The 17,699-nt window shown below is 68.8% G+C and carries 22 protein-coding genes; all 22 read left to right on the top strand.

From position 1 onward, the window contains the following. Nucleotides 1–110: 110 nt before the first annotated feature. The 22 genes from MNOD_RS02910 to MNOD_RS02800 all read left to right on the top strand — a co-directional run bounded on the left by MNOD_RS02910 (nt 111) and on the right by MNOD_RS02800 (nt 17,642). On the top strand, nt 111–641 hold the full coding sequence (locus tag MNOD_RS02910; RefSeq protein WP_015927346.1) for a hypothetical protein: 531 nt from the start codon (nt 111–113) through the stop codon (nt 639–641). 106 nt (nt 642–747) lie between these two features. After that, nucleotides 748–1,314 (top strand): hypothetical protein, encoded by a 567-nt coding sequence (locus MNOD_RS02905; RefSeq protein ID WP_015927345.1) that lies wholly within the window; start codon nt 748–750, stop codon nt 1,312–1,314. An 8-nt stretch (nt 1,315–1,322) separates the two neighbouring features. Next, the gene (locus tag MNOD_RS02900; RefSeq protein ID WP_015927344.1) at nt 1,323–3,485 is read left to right on the top strand and encodes a phage terminase large subunit family protein; all 2,163 of its coding nucleotides are present in this window, start codon (nt 1,323–1,325) and stop codon (nt 3,483–3,485) included. A 4-nt stretch (nt 3,486–3,489) separates the two neighbouring features. Next, nucleotides 3,490–3,717, top strand: coding sequence for a gpW family head-tail joining protein (gene gpW / locus MNOD_RS47880; protein WP_015927343.1), 228 nt, complete (start codon nt 3,490–3,492; stop codon nt 3,715–3,717). Continuing rightward, entirely contained in the window at nt 3,717–5,315 is a 1,599-nt protein-coding gene (locus MNOD_RS02890; RefSeq protein ID WP_015927342.1) for a phage portal protein, read from the top strand. The genes gpW and MNOD_RS02890 overlap by 1 nt, the downstream gene beginning before the upstream one ends. Nucleotides 5,316–5,344: 29 nt before the next feature. After that, a complete protein-coding gene (locus MNOD_RS02885; protein ID WP_015927341.1) occupies nt 5,345–6,607 on the top strand; it encodes a S49 family peptidase in 1,263 nt (420 codons plus the stop codon). Nucleotides 6,608–6,636: 29 nt separating this feature from the next. Beyond that, a complete protein-coding gene (locus tag MNOD_RS02880) occupies nt 6,637–7,026 on the top strand; it encodes a head decoration protein (protein WP_015927340.1) in 390 nt (129 codons plus the stop codon). Nucleotides 7,027–7,032: 6 nt separating this feature from the next. Next, complete coding sequence (locus tag MNOD_RS02875; protein WP_015927339.1) at nt 7,033–8,070, top strand: major capsid protein; 1,038 nt, start codon at nt 7,033–7,035, stop codon at nt 8,068–8,070. A gap of 386 nt (nt 8,071–8,456) precedes the next feature. After that, a complete protein-coding gene (locus MNOD_RS02870; protein ID WP_015927338.1) occupies nt 8,457–8,867 on the top strand; it encodes a hypothetical protein in 411 nt (136 codons plus the stop codon). Beyond that, nucleotides 8,867–9,643, top strand: a complete 777-nt coding sequence (locus MNOD_RS02865) for a hypothetical protein (RefSeq protein ID WP_015927337.1) — start codon at nt 8,867–8,869, stop codon at nt 9,641–9,643. The genes MNOD_RS02870 and MNOD_RS02865 overlap by 1 nt, the downstream gene beginning before the upstream one ends. Continuing rightward, the gene (locus MNOD_RS02860; protein ID WP_015927336.1) at nt 9,640–10,209 is read left to right on the top strand and encodes a phage baseplate assembly protein V; all 570 of its coding nucleotides are present in this window, start codon (nt 9,640–9,642) and stop codon (nt 10,207–10,209) included. Before MNOD_RS02865 ends, MNOD_RS02860 begins: the two co-directional genes overlap by 4 nt. A 16-nt stretch (nt 10,210–10,225) precedes the next feature. Further along, entirely contained in the window at nt 10,226–10,591 is a 366-nt protein-coding gene (locus tag MNOD_RS41210; RefSeq protein ID WP_015927335.1) for a hypothetical protein, read from the top strand. A 3-nt stretch (nt 10,592–10,594) separates the two neighbouring features. Beyond that, nucleotides 10,595–11,017: a GPW/gp25 family protein gene (locus MNOD_RS02850; RefSeq protein ID WP_015927334.1), complete on the top strand. Its 423-nt coding sequence runs from the start codon at nt 10,595–10,597 to the stop codon at nt 11,015–11,017. A gap of 30 nt (nt 11,018–11,047) precedes the next feature. Further along, nucleotides 11,048–11,839, top strand: coding sequence for a baseplate J/gp47 family protein (locus MNOD_RS02845; protein WP_015927333.1), 792 nt, complete (start codon nt 11,048–11,050; stop codon nt 11,837–11,839). A gap of 82 nt (nt 11,840–11,921) precedes the next feature. Then, nucleotides 11,922–12,883, top strand: a protein-coding gene (locus MNOD_RS42615) for an IS630-like element ISMno11 family transposase (RefSeq protein WP_076611772.1) whose coding sequence is annotated in 2 segments (ribosomal slippage) — nt 11,922–12,261 and nt 12,261–12,883 — 963 coding nt in all. Because the reading frame shifts where the segments join, the coding sequence is not laid out codon by codon here. A gap of 46 nt (nt 12,884–12,929) precedes the next feature. Further along, nucleotides 12,930–13,112 carry a hypothetical protein gene (locus MNOD_RS02830; RefSeq protein ID WP_015927331.1) on the top strand — a complete coding sequence of 61 codons (183 nt, stop codon included), beginning with the start codon at nt 12,930–12,932 and terminating at the stop codon, nt 13,110–13,112. Next, a complete protein-coding gene (locus MNOD_RS02825; RefSeq protein ID WP_015927330.1) occupies nt 13,105–13,791 on the top strand; it encodes a phage tail protein I in 687 nt (228 codons plus the stop codon). Before MNOD_RS02830 ends, MNOD_RS02825 begins: the two co-directional genes overlap by 8 nt. After that, nucleotides 13,784–14,353 (top strand): phage tail-collar fiber domain-containing protein, encoded by a 570-nt coding sequence (locus tag MNOD_RS02820; protein ID WP_015927329.1) that lies wholly within the window; start codon nt 13,784–13,786, stop codon nt 14,351–14,353. Before MNOD_RS02825 ends, MNOD_RS02820 begins: the two co-directional genes overlap by 8 nt. Nucleotides 14,354–14,365: 12 nt before the next feature. Beyond that, nucleotides 14,366–15,130 carry a hypothetical protein gene (locus MNOD_RS02815; protein WP_015927328.1) on the top strand — a complete coding sequence of 255 codons (765 nt, stop codon included), beginning with the start codon at nt 14,366–14,368 and terminating at the stop codon, nt 15,128–15,130. Nucleotides 15,131–15,160: 30 nt separating this feature from the next. Then, nucleotides 15,161–15,670 (top strand): hypothetical protein, encoded by a 510-nt coding sequence (locus MNOD_RS02810; RefSeq protein WP_015927327.1) that lies wholly within the window; start codon nt 15,161–15,163, stop codon nt 15,668–15,670. 75 nt (nt 15,671–15,745) lie between these two features. After that, nucleotides 15,746–17,032: a phage tail sheath family protein gene (locus tag MNOD_RS02805; protein ID WP_015927326.1), complete on the top strand. Its 1,287-nt coding sequence runs from the start codon at nt 15,746–15,748 to the stop codon at nt 17,030–17,032. Nucleotides 17,033–17,114: 82 nt separating this feature from the next. Further along, complete coding sequence (locus tag MNOD_RS02800) at nt 17,115–17,642, top strand: phage major tail tube protein (RefSeq protein WP_015927325.1); 528 nt, start codon at nt 17,115–17,117, stop codon at nt 17,640–17,642. Nucleotides 17,643–17,699 lie beyond the last annotated feature (57 nt).

Genomic DNA, 17,699 nt, shown 5'->3' with positions numbered 1-17,699 from the left:
GACAGCGCGGCTGGGATTTGGTGATCCTCCGGCTACCCTCAGAAGGGACTAGACGAACCCCGGCGCACCCCGCCGGGGTTTTTCGTTGGGGAATGCGGAGATGTAGCGCCATGAGCCTCACGGTCTCGGTCGGCGCGGGCCTCTCCGGTTTCGCAACGGCCATCGGCACACTCCCGGCCAAGGCGCAGCGGGCGATGGCCGAAGGGCTCAACGAGGGTGGCGACAAGACCCGCACGCCCGTGCGGCGCGACCTGCGCGAGCAGACCAACGTCCTGCGCTACGGCACGATCGTCAGCCGCACCAAGACCCGCCGCGCCTATCCGGGTCACCTCGAATACGCGATCGACGGCACCGGCAAGGGTCTGCCGATCAAGGAGTTTCCGGTGCGCGCGGCGGCGCGCTCACCCGTGACGGCGCAGCCTTGGGGCGTCGCCCACACCTTCGCCCGCTCGTTCAAGACGAGCGCCAAGGGCCTGCTGCGCGCCCGCCTCGGCCCGGAGCGGTTTCCGATCCGCGCTCTCTACGGCCCGGCGATCCCCAAAGAGATCATCAAGGATCGGGTCGCGGCGCACTTCGAAGCGACGGCGCCGGGGCTGGTCGAGGCGGCCGTCCTCAAGCGGCTCGCCCGCCTGCTGCCGTAGGGGCTGCCCTTGGGTCCTTCCCCGGGCGGCGGGTCTCGCGGGCGCCAAGCATCCGGGATTTTTCTAGTAGGTCGGTTCTCAAACCGATGCACAAGACTGCACAGATATGAGCACAGATTGCACAGATCTGGTCTCGATCAGCGAGTTGCATCGGCGATTGACCGCGGATGGCGTCACGATCAACCGGTCGACGCTCTCGCGCTACGTCACGCGCTACGCCGACGCCCTCAATCCGGTGAGCCAGGGGCGCGACACCCTGGTCTCCTACAGCGCCTTCGTCCGGCACCGGGCCGAGAACATCAACCTACCGGCCGGCGCCACTCCGGCGCGGAGTTACGAGGAGCCCCGCCGAAACGCCGCTGCCAAGGCGCGCAAGGAGGAGGCGGATGCGGCCCTGCGGGAGATCGAGCTCGCCAAGGCCCGCAACCAACTCACCTCCACGGCCCAGGTCGCGGAGGCGGCACGCGAGGCCATGACAGCGCTCAGCGCCGCCTTCGACCTCGCCGTCGCCGATTGTGCGGAGCGGCTGGCGGCCCAGCCCAGCCACGACCCGCGCACCATCCGCCCCCATCTGCGCAAGCTGAAGGAGGCGGCACTCGATGCGTTCCGGCGCACACTCACGACGGCCCTGGAGGCTGGGGAGAGTGAGGCCGCGCGCGCCGACGCTGCCTGACACGCCCGATGACCACATCCATCCTGGCCGAGGAGCCCCGCCACGCCACCGGGCGCAGCATCCTGTTCGCGGCACTGGCCGAGGCTTGCGAGCCGGTGGAGGAACTGACCGTTTCGGAGTGGGCCGACCGCTACCGCATCGTCGCCGCGGAATCGGGCTCGCCCTTCCCGGGGCCCTGGCGCACGGACCGGATGCCGCATCTGCGCGAGCCGATGGACTGCCTGCACCCGGATCACCCGGCGGCCACCATCACGCTCAAGTGTTCGGCCCAGGTCGGCAAGTCCGAGATTATCGTCAACTGGTTCGGCTACATCGTCGACCGGGCGCCCGGGCCGATGATGACGATGCTGCCGTCGCTCGACGAGGCGGTGAAGTTCAACCGGGTCAAGCTGCAGCCGACCATCGATGCGAGCCCTCGCATTCGGCACCGGGTGCGGCCGGAGAACTCCCGCGATGAGGCGGCATCGACGACTTCCTTCAAGCGCTTCTCGGGCGGCTTCAACCAGATCGTCACGGCCTCATCGTCGAAGGGGCTGCAGATGGTGTCGATCCGCTACATGGCGCGCGACGAGATCTCGGAGTACCCGTTCGACACCGACGGGCGCGGCGATCCCGTCGAGCAGTCGCGGGCGCGCCTCAAGACCTTCTCGGGGCTCGGCCTCGCCAAGGAGTTGAACTGCTCCACACCGGGGCTTGCCGGCTTCTGCCGCATCTCGGATCTGTTCGAGGCAGGGGACCGTCGCCGCCGCTACGTGCCCTGTCCGCACTGCGGCGACTTCCAGGTGCTGACGCCCGCGAACCTGCAGGCGCCGTCCGAGGCGACCGGGTGGCGAGCGACCTTCGCGTGCCAGTCCTGCGGCCAGCTCATTGACCAGGTCGACCGGGCCGAGATGCTGGCCAGGGCGGAGTGGATCCCGACCTGGGTGCCGGCCGGCGCACGACCGGTTCCGGAGGTCATCCCGGCGGCAGAGCTTGCCCAATGGCTGTGCCCGCCCTGTACCGGTCGAGTTCGGGAGCGGCAGCCGAGCTATGCGATCTGGGCCGCCTACTCGCCGCTCGAATCCTGGACCGACATCTGGCGCCGCGGTGACAAGGCGGCAGCCTCTCCGATCCTGCTCAAGAGCCATGTCCAGCAGGACCTCGGGGAGGCCTACGAGGCGAAATCGGACGCACCCGCCTGGGAGGCGCTGTTCGCGGCCCGCGAGGCATTCGCGCCGCGCGTGGTGCCCTATCCCGCGGCCGTGCTCACGGCCTTCATCGACGTGCAGGGCAACCGCCTCGAATGGGGTGTGTGGGCCTGGGGGCCGCGGCTCGAAGGATGGCTCATCGACCGGGGCGTGATCCCGTACCCCTCCGAGGTGGATGAGGCGTGGGTCGCGGTCGACGAACTTCTGGCGCGCACCTATCCGACACAGGGCGGCGCGGAGATCCCGATCGACGTCGTGGGCATCGACACCGGCTTTCACGGCCCGGACCTGTACCTGCGCATCCGCGGGCGCTCGCATCGCCTGAAGGCCTGCAAGGGGGCCAACAAGTCGGACGCGATCCCGATCACCGCTACGGTGGTGAAGATCCGCGACAAGTTCGGACGCGACATTGGGGCGGTCGAGTTGCACCACATCGGCAATTTCGGCCTGAAAGGTCGGATCTACCAAGGCCTCGCCAACCTCGTTGCGGGCCGTGACGCGAGCGGGCGCTGGCGACCCGAGACGCTGCACCTGTGCGCCGATCTCGTGGATGAGGCGCAGTGCAAGCAGCTCACCGCCGAGATCCTGGTCGACCCGCGCGAGGAGGCCAAGGGCAAGGCCCGCCGCAGCCTGCATCAACGCTCGGGCGACCAGCGGGTGTGGATGAAGAAGGCAGGGCAGGCCAACGAGGCGCTCGACATCGTCGTCGGCGCTCGCGCGCTCGCCTTCGGCCTCGGGGTCGATTCCTACACGCCGGAGCGGTGGGCACAGCTCTGGCGGGAGCGGGCGATCCTGCTGCCGGAGCCCGACCTGTTCACGGATCAGGCAGCGACGCATGCCCAGCCGGAGGCGCCGGCCGGTCCAGCCACCGCGAGGGCCACACCGCGCCTGTTCGGACTCGCGAAGCCCTCAACTGCCGACCCGTCGTCACCACCGCCCGCGAAACGCGGCATCGCCGCTCTCGCCGCCCTCAACCGAAGGTGATCCCATGGTCACGCAGGCGATGCTCGACGAAGCCCGCGCGGCCTATCACCAGATCGTCACCGGCCAGGGCGTGCAGGAGGCGCGGCAGGACGGGAATGGCACCGTGCGCTGGCACGCCGCCAGCCTCGCGGAGCTGCGCCGCTACATCAACCAGCTGGAGACCGCGCTCGGTCTGCCGGCGACGGACTGGAGCGGCGGGACGCGCACGCCCGCCCGCCGGGTGCTGTTCTGATGCCAGGACTGCCGCAGATCCTCGGCCCGGACGGCACGCCGGCCCAGCGGGTCGTCGCCTCCGACACCGCCTATGAGGGGGCCTCTCGCCGCCACACGGACCTCGCCCGCTTCGCGCCCTTCAACTTCTCGGCCCAGAGCGCGATCTCCTACGACCGCGATCTGCTGTCGGCGCGCATCCACGACATGGCGCGCAACGATGGCTGGGCCTCGGGAGGGGTGTCGCGCCTCGTCGATGCCATCATCGGCTCGGGCTGGCGTCTTTCGTCGACCCCAAACGCGCGCACGCTTGGCCTTGAGTCGGACGAAGCCGCAACGCTCGGCGAGACCTTCGAGGCGTACTGGCAAGACTACGCCACCGATCCGGACTGCTGGTGCGATGCGGGGCGTCGCTTCACGGTCGGCGGACTGCTCGCCCTCGCGTTCCGCCACTTCGTCTGGGACGGCGAAGCGCTCGGCACCCTGCTCTGGCTGGAGCGCGGCGGTCCGACCGCGACGGCACTGCGCCTGATCGACCCCGACCGCCTGTCCTCGCCGCCGAGCCGCATGGACAGCGAGACGCTGCAGGACGGGGTCGAGCTCGGCGCCTACGGCGAGCCGATCGCCTACCACATCCGCACCCGTCACCCGGGCGACCTCAAGGCGACGACCTCGGTGCTCGCCTGGGAGCGGATCGAGCGCGAGACCCCGTGGGGGCGCCGCAAGGTGCTGCATCACTTCGAGCCAGAGCGGGCCGATCAGTACCGGGGCGTCTCGAAGTTCGCGCAGATCGTGAAGAAGCTGCGCATGCTCGGACGCTACGACGAGGCCGAGGTGCAGGCCGCAGTGCTCAATGCGCTGCTCGCGGCCTTCGTCGAGAGCCCGTTTGACCACCAGGCGCTCGCTGATGCCATGAACGGCGGGGGCGACGATCTCGACAAGTACAACGCGGCGCGTCTGAACTACTGGGATGCAGCCCCGGTCCAGCTGCCGGGGGTGAAGCTCAACTTCCTGTTTCCAGGCGAGAAGGTCACGTTCTCTCAGGCCCAGCGGCCGAATCCGGGCTTCGAGATGTTCGAGCGGGTGGCCCTGCGCAACATCGCGACCGCGCTGGGGACGACCTATGAGCAGCTGAGTTCCGACTGGAGCCAGGTGAACTATTCGAGCGCCCGGGCCGCGCTGATCGAGGTATGGCGGGGCTTCACGGCACGCCAAGGCTTCTTCGGCAGCGGTTTCCTCTTTCCCTGGTACGCCGCAGTGCTGGAGGAGGGGATCGAAACCGGGCGTCTGCGGCTGCCGTCCAAGCTCAAGAGCAAGCCGTTCCGCCACTTCAAGGCCGCCTATTGCGCCGGGCGCTGGATCGGCCCCGGTCGCGGCTGGGTCGATCCGCTGAAGGAGGCGCAGGCCGCGAGCCTTCGCATTGCCAACAGCTTCTCGACGCTCGAGCGCGAATGCGCCGACCAGGGCACCGACTGGCAGGAGGTGCTTCAGCAGCGGGCGCGCGAGCGCAAATATGCCGCGGAGCTCGGCCTGCCCGACGTGCATGCGCCGGAAGTCAAGGCCGCCGACTCCGGTGAGGGCGATCAACGCCCGCGAAAGACCGCCGACGCCCGAGACTGAGGCTCCGCCCCACCCGCCGAGACCCCGCCATGTCGAACCCTCTTCTCGCACGCTTCGCGGGCGAGCCCGCCCTCGTCGCACCGCATGCGCGCGACCGCTTCGAAGCCTGCCTCGCCGCCGTCATGGCCGCCGAGCACGGCCCGGAGATGGTGCGAGAGGGGGCGGCGGCCGAGGATGGGTTCTGGCCGGAGCCCGGGTCGTGGCGGGCGGCCTATCGGCCCTACGTGGTGACCGGCGGCGTGCTGCAGATTCCCGTCAAGGGCGTGCTGCTGCACGACTTCTCCTTTGCGGTCGGCTCGCTCGTCACGGGCTACGTCTACATCCGGCGCGCCTTCGAGCGCGGCATGGCCGACCCGGAGGTCCGGGGCATTGCTCTGATCTGCGACAGTCCCGGCGGGGAGGTGGCAGGCAACTTCGACCTCGTGGACGTGCTGTATGCCGCCCGTGGGGCGAAGCCGGTGCGCGCCTTCGCCCACGAAGGTGCATACTCGGCAGCCTACTCCATCGCGAGCGCGGCGGACCGGATTATCGTCTCGCGCACCGGCGGGGTCGGGTCGATCGGCGTCGTCACGGCCCATATCGATGCGTCGGGCGCGCTCGCCCAGGCCGGGCTCAAGGTCACCTTCATTTTCGCAGGTGAGCACAAGGTCGACGGCAACTCGGCCGAGCCGCTCCCGCCCGAGGTCAAGGATCGGATCCAGGCCCGGATCGACGGACTCTACGACATCTTCGTGGCGGCGGTCGCCCGCAACCGCAGCCTGAAGGAGACGGCGGTCCGCGCCACGAAGGCGCTGACCTACGCGGCCGACGAAGCCATCCGCACTGGGCTCGCCGATGCCGTCGGCGCGCTCGACGACGCCGTGGCCGCCTTCGCGGCCGAACTCACCCCCACCGCAGAGGACCCCAGCATGATCACTCCGGAGGCCCACGAGGCCGCCGTCGCCGCCGCGCGCGCCGACGGGGAAGCGGCCGGCCGCACGGCTGGCGAGGCGGTCGGTGCCACCGCCGCCAAAGTCCGCATCAAGGCCATCCTCGGCTCCGACGAGGCCAAGGGCCGCCAGGATCTCGCGGAACACCTCGCCTTCGACACCGACATGGCGGCCGAGGCCGCGGTGGCGGTGCTGGCAAAGGCGCCGAAGATGGCACCGGCAGCGGCGGAGGGCGCCGATTTCCTGGCCGCCATGCGTGCCCAGCCCAATCCCGACCTCGGGACGGGCCGCTCCCATGGCGCCGACCAGGGGCCGAGCCTCGCGGACCGCATGCGCGCCCGCTTCGACCTGCCCGCCGCCTGAACCTGCCTGACTGCCAGGAGTAACTGCCGATGCCTCCCGCCTCGTATCTCGCTCGTGAGCCCAAGCGGCTCTCCGACGTCCTGCGCTACCACCAGCCGACCTACAGCCTCGACCAGGGCACGCTCGCGGCCAATGCGGCGGCCCTGGAGTTTGCCACGCCACTGGCGCTCGCCGCCGATGGCTCCGGCCAGTTCGTGCCCTGGGTGCCCGGCGCGAACGACTCCACGGGCGTGGTGGTCGGGCTCTCGGCCAGCCAGACGCAGGTCAAGGCTGCAACCCAGCCCATCGCCGTCATCGCGCGCCACGCCACGGTGGTGCGCAACGCCATCGAGTTCCCGGCCGGCGCCACAGCGGCCCAGATCTCCGCCGCACTCGCCGCGCTCGCGAGCCACGGCATCATCGCTCGCCAGGGGGCCTGATCCGCCATGCCGACCATCCTCGACGTCTTCCAGAGCCCGCACTTTTCGGCGCGGGCGCTCACGGATGGGGTCAACGCCGTCCCGAACCGCTATCACCGCCTTGAGCAGCTCAACGTCTTCCCGATCCGTCCGGTCCCGACCACCTACGTCACGATCGAGTACCGTAACGGCATCCTCAACCTGCTGCCGACGCGCGAGCGCGGGACTGCGGGCAGCCAGGGTCTGCGCGGGCGCCGGGACAAGCGCACGTTCGAGATCCCGCACATCCCGCACGATGACGCGCTGATGGCGACGGATCTCCAGAACCGGATCACCTTCGGCACCAACGACGTACTGACGCCGATGATGGACGCGATGACCGAGAAGCTCGCGGACATGACGGCCAAGCACTTCATCACGCTGGAACATCTGCGGGTCGGCGCGATCAAGGGGCAGATCCTTGATGCCGATGGCTCGCTGATCTACGACCTCTTTCAGGAGTTCGGGATCACCGCGAAGGTGTTCGCTTTCACCTTCTCCGACCCGAACTTCGATGTTGGCGCAAAGGCTCGTGAGCTCAAGGGTTATCTGGAGGACAACCTCCAGGGCGAAGTGATGACGAGCGTGCGCGCCCTTTGCTCGCAGGAGTTCTTCGCGAGCTTCGTCGGCCACCCGAGCGTCCAGAAGGCCTACCAGTTCTACACCTCTGCCCAGGAGCCGCTGCGCAACGACGTGCGCAAGGGCTTCGAATTCAAGGGCATCTCCTGGGAGGAGTACCGCGGCTCGGCAACCTATCTCGAAGCCGACAACTCGCAGACCCGCACCCGGTTCATCGACCAGGGCACGGCGCAGTTCTACCCGGAAGGGACGCAACAGACCTTCGCCACCTACATCGCGCCGCCGGACTCGGTCGACGAGGCCAACATGGCGCCGAAGCCGGGCCAGCTGATCTACGCCAAGCAAGAGCGGATGAAATTCGACAAGGGCATCGAGATCCACACCGAGTCGAACCCGCTGCCGCTGTGCAAGCGCCCGGCTCTGCTCGTCAAGGGCACTTCGAACTGACGCAGGAGGAAGCGCCCGATGCTGATCCGGATGCTGGCTGACTTCACCTATCCGCTCGACTTGTCGGGGCGCGAACGCACCCTGCCGCGTGGGCGGGTTTTCGACGAGCCGGAGGCGATCGCCGCGCAGGCGCTGGCGGCCGGGTGCGCTGTCTTCCTCGGGGGGTGGCGGGTCCGTCCGCTCAGGCCATCGAAGGGGAGGGGGCGGGTGACGCGCCCGACGAAGCGGTCGGTCCAGCGCCCGCAGATGCGGCAGAGCCGTCGATTGCGCAAGCCGCGGCCGGGCAGGCGGCGTTATCGCTCGATGCCGCCGAACCGCGCCCCGCGCCGGAATCGCCAGCGCCGACGGCGGCCGGGCGGTCGCGCCAGTCAGCCCGGATCTGAGCCATGCCATCGCCCTTCGCCCTGGCGATGCAGAAGGCCCACACCGTGCGCACCGCGACCTTCGGCGAGGCCATCCGGATCACGCCGATGGCGGGCGAGGGCGAGATGGCAGCTCGCACGCCCGATCCCGCCCGGCCCGAGCGGGAGGTGCGGGGCGTGTTCACCCTGCGGCCGGGCGAGGACACGCTGCAGGGCGTCCGCCGCGGCACCGAACTCAACGGGATGACGCGGGTCGCGGTCGCCCCAGCGCAGGTGTGGTTCGAGGCGAGCGTGCTGGCGGGCCTCGGTTACGCACTCAAGCCCGACGACCGGATCACGCTGACCGAGCGGCCAGGCCAGCCTGTCTACACGATCGTCAAGCGCGGCCCGACCGATCTCGACGACGCCACTGTCCCCCTCGTGCGAGCGACCTGATGAGCCTCACCGGCTTTGCCATCCGCACCTGCCTCAAGCGGGCGCTGCGGGGTGCCACGCTCGCAGAGGACCGGGTCAAGGACAGCCTGATCACGCCGCTCGACCTCCTCGCCGCGGACACGCCCCAGCCGCTCCTCATCGTCTCGACCGACGACGATCTGCGGCAGGCCGAGGTGCGCACTCCGCGCGACCGCAGGCGGGAGCTCGACGTCGTGATCGAGATGGCGCTCGCGACCGCGGTCGCCATCGACGATGGGACGGTCCGCCTGGAGATGCCCCATACGGATGCGGGCATGGAGGCCACCCTCGACATCATGGCCTGGCAGGTGCGGGCGGCGCTGAAGGATCCGACGAATCCCTGGGCGGAGCTCTACCGGACCTTCCGGGGCGAGGTGCGCAAGATCCTCACCCGCCGCGGCGCCAGCACCGAGGACGGGGTTCGCTTCGCCGCGCGCCAGATCATCATCACGGTCGATCCGCTGCAGGAGCCCGAGCGGGGGCGTGACGCGATCCCGACGCCCTGGGATGGGCTCGTGGCGCAGATGCGGGCGGACGCGGAGCTGGAGCCCTATGGCGACCTCCTCGCGACGCTCCTCACCGGCTCGACCCTGCCGCCCTGGCAGGCGGTGCAGGCGCAGCTTGGGCAGACCCGCGCCGTGATGGACGCGGTCGGCCTGAGTGCCCTGCACGGCGCCGAGGCCGAGCCGCCGGTCTCGCAGGTCACGATCACCACGGATCGAGGGGACATCGTCGAGACCCTGGAGCCGGTGCCGTGAGCGACTTCTCCGACCTCCTGGACGCGGTCCTGGAGCTGCGCCGCGAGCACGAGGCCCTGAAGACCCGCGTCGCGAATCTGATCCGCCCCGGCAAGGTCACAGACCGCGACCACGAGAAGGGCGTGCGCATCGACCTCGGCGGGGGCACTGACGAGGAGCCGAACAAGTCGACCTGGGTCAAGTCCTCCGACCACTCGGGCGTGATGAGCTATCTGCCCCGCGAGGGCGAGCAGGGCTGGCTCCTCTCTCCCAACGGCGACCAGGAGCAGGGCGCGTTCTGGCCGCTGACCCATTCCGATCAGAAGCGGGATCCGGCACCCGACGCGGACACGACGGTCCTGTTCAACCGGGATGATGTGACGATATCGATCAAGGACGGAACTGTCCACATCAAGACAAAAAAGAAAATCACCTGGGAAGTCGATGGTAAGTCGTACACCTTCGACGGTAAGGAACACGTCTTCCAAGGCGACAAGATCAAGCACGACGGCAAGAACATCGGCAAGGATCACGTTCACGGGGGCGTCCAGACGGGCAACCTCAAGACGGACGTGCCGGACGCCTAACCCCCGCGAGGCCCCCATGACGAAAGCTCTCTACCGCGTCACCGAGGCGGCGCCCCCGCGCGTGCACGGCCGCCGGGTCGCCCCCGGCGACCTGCTGTCTCTGAGCGAGGCTGAGGCACGCTACGAGCGCGACCTCGGGCACATTGTGCCGACGACGGTCGAAGGGGAGGCGCAGCCGCTCGTTGGCCTCACCGAGGCCGAGCGGGCGGCGCTGCCGCCTCTGGAGCTGCTCGGCGACGGACCAGTCGAATATGCGGTCGGCGAGGGGCGCTGGAGCGAGGGCACAGGAGTTCCGCTAACGGGAATCGATCTGCCGGCCGATGGGGTGGAGCGGGAGGTCACCCTCGCCAGCACCGCAATTCCGGCCGAGCCCGACGCCTGAGCCATGGCCTCCTGCGGCCTGGATCGCGACACGGGCGAGCCGCTGTTCGATCTCGCCCACGTCGCCCAGGCCGTTCAGACGATCTTCACGACGCGCCTGGGCGAGCGGGTCATGCTGCGCTGGTTCGGCGGCGGGCTCGCCGAACTGCTCGGCCGGCGCATCACGCCGGCCCTCCTGCGCAGCTACCGGATGCTGCTCGCGCTCGCCATTGCGACCTGGGAGCCCCGCCTCCAGGTCGTGAAGATCGACGGCACCGGCAACTCCACGGACGCTATTGCGCTGGGCCATCTCAAGTTCACGGCGATCTGTTACTACCGCCCGCGCGGCCATCTCGGAGATTATACAGTCGAGGGCGGCCCCCGCGCCCTCAATATCTTCTCTCCGGATGGCAAGACGCTCCGCGTCCAGCTTGCGCGCGTCGCTTGATCCTGGCCTCTCGCCACTTTGGAGCCTCGCATGGTCCCCTCGAAGAGGTTTGCGGACATCGACCTGTCGCGCCTGCCGCCGCTGCCCGCGGTGCCGGGCTTCGACACGATCTATGCGGCGCGCATGGCCGACGTTGCCGCGCGGCTCAACAAGGCCGGCATCCCTTACAACGTCACCAACCTCAAGGCCGACACCGTTGCGATCATCCAGGGGGCCGGCGCCTACCGCGAGGAGCTGGTCTATACGGCTCATGACGATGCCTCCCGGGCCGTCCTGCTGGCGACGAGCTGGGGCCCGTACCTCGACCATCTCGGCGCGACGCAGACCCCGCCCGTGGCGCGCCTGCCGCTGGTCGACCGCCCGCGCCCCTACGTGTTCGGGACGGACAGCGTCAGCGATTGGGAGGAGGACGATGATTTCCGGGCCCGCATCCAGCTCGCGCCCGAGGAGTTGAGCGGCGCTGGCCCGGAGGGCGCCTACCTGTCGTTCGCGCTCGGCGTTGCGGGGATCAGGGCCGCGAGCTGCTACGGCCCGATGAGCTTTGGGGGCACGCCGGACAACCCGTTCACGCCGCTCGGCCATGTCCACGTTCCGATCGTCGGTACCGACGGCGACGGCACCGCCTCGGACGCCCTGGTCGCCGCGGTCCAGGCCGCGTTGCGGCCGGATGATCGCCGGCCGATCGCGGATTTCGTCACTGCCTCGGCGGCCACGATCATCCCCTACCGGATCGAGGCGGTGCTCTACGTCGGCGGCGGCGCGGACCGGGCGATCGTCAAAGCGGCGGCCGAGAAGCGGTTTGCGGCCCAGGCCAGGCTCTAGAGCGGGGTCCGAGCGGGTTGAAACCGTGGTGATGGCAACGCGTTGGCCGGTCCCCGGGGGGGCGGCTCAACGGAGGTGGCCCATGCCCTCAGCTTTGTCTGTCGACCTGCGCCAGCGCGTCGTCTCGGCCGTTGCAGAAGGCGCCTCCTGCCATCAGGCCGCCGCGCGCTTCGGGGTCAGCGTGGCCAGCGTCAGCCGCTGGTCCAGGCAGCAGGAGGGCCAGGGAGATGTCACGCCCAAGCCCATGGGCGGCGACCAGCGCTCGCAGCGCATCGAGGCTCATGCCGAGCTCATCCTGCAGACCTACCAAGCCCACCCGCAGAGCTTCCTGCATGAGCTCTGCGAGACGCTCCAGGAGCAAGGCGTTCCGGTCAGCCGCAGTAGCCTGTCGCGCTTCTTCGCCCGGCACCGCATCACGCGGAAAAAAGGGCGACGTACGCAGCTGAGCAGGAGCGGGAGGATGTAAAGGCGGCTCGTGAGGCGTGGTTTGCCGGCCAGCTTGAGCTGGATCCGGAGCGACTGGTGTTCCTGGATGAGACCGCCGCCACCACCAGCATGGTCCGCCGCTACGGCTGGGCCCCGCGCGGCGAGCGTTGCCGCCTCGCGGCACCCGCAGGGCACTGGAAAACCACCACTGTGATTGCCGGGCTGCGCACGAGCGGGCCTGACGCGATCGCTCTGCTGGACGGCCCTGTGACGGGCGAACGCTTCCGCGCCTACGTGACCGACACCCTGGTCCCCACCCTGAGACCCGGCGACACCGTGATCCTGGACAATCTGGGCGCTCACAAGGTGGCCGGCGTGCGCGAGGCGATCGCGGCAACCGGGGCCCGGCTGCTTTATCTTCCTCCGTACTCACCTGAGTTCAACCCGATTGAGCAGGCCTTCGCCAAGCTGAAAGCGCTGTTGCGCAGGGCGGCGGCCCGCAGTGTCAGTGAACTCTGGGCGGCGATCCACCAAGCCTTCAAATGCTTCTCGCCGGCTGAGTGCCGCAACTACTTCACAGCTGCTGGATACGAGGATGATGCTTACGCTTCAACCTGATCGGGAGCGGCTCTAGCACAGACCGGGCGCCGCGCAAAAGCGCCAGATGCTCGCAGGCGCCGCCTGCGTGCCCGGGAGCGATGGCGCGATCGTCGTGAGCGACTTCGACCTGATCAGCCCGGCGTCCGACGTCAATGGCGGCGTGATCAGCCCGGACAATCCCGGCCCCGCCTACTGTGCGCCGTACTGCACCGAGATCGTCGTGACCGTCGAGGTCGGCGATGGCTGACCCGGTCAAGCGCGTCAACCTGCTCCCGCAGGGCGCCACGGCAAGAGAGAAGGCGCACGCGGATACGGACGGGCGGCTCGATGACCGCCTCGCAGAGGCCAGGGCGATCACGGCGCGGAAGGACCCGACCACCTGCCCGGTCGACCTGCTGCCGTATCTCGCCTGGGAGCGCTCGGTCGACGTCTGGGACCCGGCGTGGCCGGAGGCAGTCAAGCGGGCGGTCATCACGGCGGCGCCGACCGTCCACGCCTACAAGGGCACTGCCTACGCCGTCAAAACCGCGCTCGCGGCCCTCCAGGTCCAGGCGGATGTCACCGAGTGGTGGCAGGCAAACCCGCAGGGGCAGCCCTATACCTTCTCGCAGCCCTATACCTTCTCGGTCGTCGCGCATGCCCGTTCTCCGATCTACGGGCACGTCCTTCTCGACGCCCGCCTGATCAAGGTCGTGTTTGCGACCGTGATGCGGACCAAGCCGCTCTCGCGCGCATTTGACCTGACGGTCGCCGCAAACATGCCCGGCGCCCTCGGCGCGGCCGGCATCGGTGTCGCCCGCTCGACGGTCCGCGTCCCGGTCTACGCGGACAACAGCGAAGCCTTTGCCTCAACCCTCGGTGCCGCGGGCGTGGCCGTCGCCCGCTCGATGGTCCGCGTCGCAATGGTGAGCCCGCCCGATGTCTGACCCTCTCGTCATCACCCTGACGCGCCCCGGCCTCGCGGCCTGCGTGCGCGCCCAAGGCGACGGCCTCCAGGCCGTGGTCGATCGCGTCGCGGTCGGGCGCGGGCTCAACACGGCCGGCACGTATGGCGGCTACACACCAAGCAAGGACGCGACGTCGCTCCAGAACGAGGTGATCCGCGTCCCGCTGATCTCGGGCTCCAAGCTCGGTGCTCCGGGCGAGGCCCGCTTCCGGGTCCTGGCCGAGGTCCCCAAGACCTCATCGCCCGCCGAGTATGCGATCCGCGAGGTCGGGTTCTTCCTCACGGACGGCACCCTGCTTGCGCTGTGGTCGGACCCGACCCCGGGCTTTGTCTTGGCGTCCAAGACGGCGCTCTCGGACGTCGCGCTCTCGTTAGACTTGGTGCTCGATCAGATCCCGACCGGCTCTCTCACGCTCACGGTGCTGGACCCGGAGATCCCCGAGTGGGCAGCGACGATCGCCGAACTGCTCGCGACCGCAGCCCGCACCTTCTCCGCCGACCTCGCTCAAGAGCAGCGCATGTGCGCCCACGGCATTTATTGAGGATCCCCACCAATGACGACAGTCGTTGAAGGTCTCGAAAACGCCACGACGGCGCTTGAGCAAGCCGTCGCGGATGTGCTTGGTCTGAAATCGCAACTGCTCGCGCCCTATAATCAGAACGTGACGCAAACGACGAACATCGTCAATCAATTCATCAACCGCTCCGCTTACGAGGTCGTCTGGATCGACGAGATCGACGGCTCGGACACCAACGACGGCAAGACAGCCGACACGCCCAAGCGCTCGCTCGACGCGGCCATCGCCGCCATGGGGATGAGCGCGACCGAGTTCCGTCTTCTCTCCGACGTCACGCTGAAGCAGAAGACCAACTTATACGCCAACGTGATTTTCAGCGGCGTGCAGAAATCAGCGGCGGCGCCGGGCTATATCCCGTTCAACAGACGCATGTCATTCCTCGGCACGGCCGAGAATTCGCCGCAGCCCGGGGTTGGAACGTTCTGTGCGGGGCTGTTTGTCTATACGGCAAATGTTCAGTTCGGCTTTATCGACTTCGCGTTGCCGGACGTTCCAGCCGGGATTGGCTATCCGTATGCCTTCTCAGCCCAGGCGCAGGCGAGCTTCGTCGTCTACAACACGACCCTCACGGTCGGGTCGCCTGCGGCCGGCTCGCTGTTCGGTAGTATCTTGGGCCGCGTCACCGCAAGCCTCTCCCTCGTGCTCGGCACGGGGGCGGCCGGGCATGTCTTCGACGGGGTCGCTGCAGGCGGAAATCCCAACTTGGCCTGGAAGTACGACACCAACATCACCTCGGCCTGATGACGTCGGCTCGACCCTGGAGATCATGACATGACGCAACCCGTCCTTTCGGGCGTGGCGATCGACCTGACGCATGCTGGCCTCTCCTACCGCGGCCACGACGTGCCGGCCCTGCGCCGCGCCGGCGTGCCCGAGCCGGTGATCCTCGCAGCCGTCAAGGACCTCCTGCAGGCCGGCATCGACGCCGACGCCGAGGCTCTGCGCGCCCGCCTCGCCTCGCCCGGCGCCGGGCAGGCGATGGAGTACCAGGAGGCCGCCGCCCAGGCTGCGGCGGCGCTCACCGCGCCCGGCAGTGCCACCGCGGACGCCTACCCGATGCTCGCGGCTACGGTCGGCATCGACATCGACCCGGAGACCGGCGCGCCGGCGGTCGACGTGCTCGGCGTCGCCCGCGCCGTCGCCGCGGCCTCCGCGCGCTGGCTCACGGCCGGCGCGGCGATCCGCAAGGCCCGGCTCACCGGCAAGGCGGCTGTCGCCGCCGCCGCGACGCCCGAAGCCGCCCAGGCCGCCCGCGTGGAGATCATCTGGCCGACATTCTGATCGCCCGGCTCCGGCCGACCCTCACCCCTCCTGCTGCGCGCCGCCTCCGGGCGGCTTTTTCATTGGAGCCTCCTGATGACCGCGCCCACCTTCGGCTACATCAACACGCGCCCCAAAGATGATCCGGTCGTTGTCGCCGGCGCGGATTTCTCCAAGGTCGGTATGTGCTCGACCTCCGAGGACGCCGACGCCACGGTGTTCCCGCCCGATGAGCCGGTGCGGTTCACCTCGACGGATCCGGCCTACCTGTCGAAGCTCGGCTCTGGATACCTCTACGACGCCGTCGTGAACATCAACGCCCAACTCGAAGGCAAGGGCGCCGACGTGACCGTCGTGCGCGTGCCGGAGGGCACAAGCACCGATCCGACCACCAAGCTCGAGCAGACCTTCGCCAACATCATCGGCACGGCCGGGGCGCAGACCGGGCTCCACGCCCTTCGGGCCGCGACCGATCACGTCAAGGCGACCTCGCGGCTCGTCGGCGTGCCCGGCTACCTCGCACAGCAGCTCGACGGCCCGACCGTGGCCAACCCGATCGTCGCGGCCCTGCCCGAGCACCTGGATGCCCTGCGCGCCGTGTGCGTCGTCGACGTTGCGCCCGGCACCAGGGAAGCGGCAATTGCGGCGCGTGAGACCATGTCCTCGATGCGCCTGATCCCGCTCGGGGTCGGGGTACGCGCTTACAAGACGATCAACAGCACCGCGACGCTGACGACCATGCCGGGCTCGCCCTGCGTCCTGGGCCTGTTTGTGCGCCAGGACAATAACAACGGCGGCAAGCCCTTCGACACGATCGCCAACCTGCCGCTCTATGGCATCGCGGACCTCTCGCGCCCGATCGCCTTCTCGCTGACCGACGGCTCGGTGGAGGGGCAGACGCTGCTCGCGGCGGACGTTTCGATAATCGTGCGCGGCGAGTCCGCGAACGTCGACAGCATCGCGGACGGCGGGTTCGTGTTCATTGGCACCGAGTCGGCCGAGATCTCGGCCGCCTGGACGCAGTTCCATCAGGTCCGCGGCCAGGACTACATCGATGTCGAATACCAGAAGATCACCCGCCAGTACCTCGGCCGGCGCCTGTATCCGCGCCTTGTCGAGAGCTGGCTGGGCTCGATCAACAACATGCTACGCAATCACGTCAACAATGATCCGCCGGACATTCTCGGCTACAACCTTGTCTTCCCGAAGGGGCTCAACTCGGACGACGAGCTGACCCTCGGCCACCTGCACATCCAGAGCTATATCCAGCAGGCCCCGGCTTTCACGGTCGCCCAGAACGACGTGCGCCAGTACCGGCCTGCCCTGGCAGCCCTGGTCGCCGCCGTCCAGGCCGGCACCGGGCCGATGACCGCCACGGTCTGAGGTCAGCCAGCCCGTGCCGAGAGGCGGCGCGGGCGCCCTCCCGTCCCACCCCCTCGTCTCGCCTACGAAAGGGCCCCCAGCCGTGGCTCAGGATATTCTCATCATCGAAGAGGTCGACGTGCGTCGCGAGGACGACGCCGAAGACACGCGCGTGTTCACGATCAACAAGATGGGCTTGCCGGCGCTCAAGCGGAAGACGAGCGAGCACACCCCCGGCGGCGGCATCGGCACCGTGAACTATGCCCTGCCGATGATCGATGCGCTCGAACCCACGTTCGCGGTCAAGGGCGTCGACCTCGACGTTCTGCGGAAGTACGGGTTTACGAGCGGCACAAACGACAAGTGGATTTTCGCAGCCAGCCTGCGCAACAAGAAGACGAACGTGCTCTTGCCGGTCCGCGCGACGATTCAGGGGATCATCTGCGAGTGGTCACCCGGCGAACATACGCCCGGCGAGCTGCTCGACTGCGATCACACGATGCAAGAGGTCAAGTATTACAAGCTCGTCGTTAACAATGAGCGGATCTTCGAGTGGGACTTCTACGGCCGCAAGTGGTTCAACGGCGACACGGACGTCTTCGCCGAGTACCGCGCCACCCTGGGCGCCTGAGACCAGCGGGCTGCGGCCTGAAAGCCGCAGCTCTCACCAATCCGGGACCGGGAACCC

This window comes from Methylobacterium nodulans ORS 2060, from assembly GCF_000022085.1.
GTDB classification, from domain to species: Bacteria; Pseudomonadota; Alphaproteobacteria; order Rhizobiales; family Beijerinckiaceae; genus Methylobacterium; species Methylobacterium nodulans.
The sequence above is the reverse complement of the archived record's forward strand: the minus strand, read 5'-3'. Positions and strand labels throughout refer to the sequence as shown.

Excerpts from the sequence above, each read along its gene's own strand:
- MNOD_RS02910 (WP_015927346.1), top strand. The coding sequence starts at position 111 with ATGAGCCTCACGGTCTCGGTCGGCGCGGGCCTCTCCGGTTTCGCAACG.
- MNOD_RS02905 (WP_015927345.1), top strand. The coding sequence starts at position 748 with ATGAGCACAGATTGCACAGATCTGGTCTCGATCAGCGAGTTGCATCGG.
- MNOD_RS02900 (WP_015927344.1), top strand. The coding sequence starts at position 1,323 with ATGACCACATCCATCCTGGCCGAGGAGCCCCGCCACGCCACCGGGCGC.
- gpW (WP_015927343.1), top strand. The coding sequence starts at position 3,490 with ATGGTCACGCAGGCGATGCTCGACGAAGCCCGCGCGGCCTATCACCAG.
- MNOD_RS02890 (WP_015927342.1), top strand. The coding sequence starts at position 3,717 with ATGCCAGGACTGCCGCAGATCCTCGGCCCGGACGGCACGCCGGCCCAG.
- MNOD_RS02885 (WP_015927341.1), top strand. The coding sequence starts at position 5,345 with ATGTCGAACCCTCTTCTCGCACGCTTCGCGGGCGAGCCCGCCCTCGTC.
- MNOD_RS02880 (WP_015927340.1), top strand. The coding sequence starts at position 6,637 with ATGCCTCCCGCCTCGTATCTCGCTCGTGAGCCCAAGCGGCTCTCCGAC.
- MNOD_RS02875 (WP_015927339.1), top strand. The coding sequence starts at position 7,033 with ATGCCGACCATCCTCGACGTCTTCCAGAGCCCGCACTTTTCGGCGCGG.
- MNOD_RS02870 (WP_015927338.1), top strand. The coding sequence starts at position 8,457 with ATGCCATCGCCCTTCGCCCTGGCGATGCAGAAGGCCCACACCGTGCGC.
- MNOD_RS02865 (WP_015927337.1), top strand. The coding sequence starts at position 8,867 with ATGAGCCTCACCGGCTTTGCCATCCGCACCTGCCTCAAGCGGGCGCTG.
- MNOD_RS41210 (WP_015927335.1), top strand. The coding sequence starts at position 10,226 with ATGACGAAAGCTCTCTACCGCGTCACCGAGGCGGCGCCCCCGCGCGTG.
- MNOD_RS02850 (WP_015927334.1), top strand. The coding sequence starts at position 10,595 with ATGGCCTCCTGCGGCCTGGATCGCGACACGGGCGAGCCGCTGTTCGAT.
- MNOD_RS02845 (WP_015927333.1), top strand. The coding sequence starts at position 11,048 with ATGGTCCCCTCGAAGAGGTTTGCGGACATCGACCTGTCGCGCCTGCCG.
- MNOD_RS02830 (WP_015927331.1), top strand. The coding sequence starts at position 12,930 with ATGCTCGCAGGCGCCGCCTGCGTGCCCGGGAGCGATGGCGCGATCGTC.
- MNOD_RS02825 (WP_015927330.1), top strand. The coding sequence starts at position 13,105 with ATGGCTGACCCGGTCAAGCGCGTCAACCTGCTCCCGCAGGGCGCCACG.
- MNOD_RS02820 (WP_015927329.1), top strand. The coding sequence starts at position 13,784 with ATGTCTGACCCTCTCGTCATCACCCTGACGCGCCCCGGCCTCGCGGCC.
- MNOD_RS02815 (WP_015927328.1), top strand. The coding sequence starts at position 14,366 with ATGACGACAGTCGTTGAAGGTCTCGAAAACGCCACGACGGCGCTTGAG.
- MNOD_RS02810 (WP_015927327.1), top strand. The coding sequence starts at position 15,161 with ATGACGCAACCCGTCCTTTCGGGCGTGGCGATCGACCTGACGCATGCT.
- MNOD_RS02805 (WP_015927326.1), top strand. The coding sequence starts at position 15,746 with ATGACCGCGCCCACCTTCGGCTACATCAACACGCGCCCCAAAGATGAT.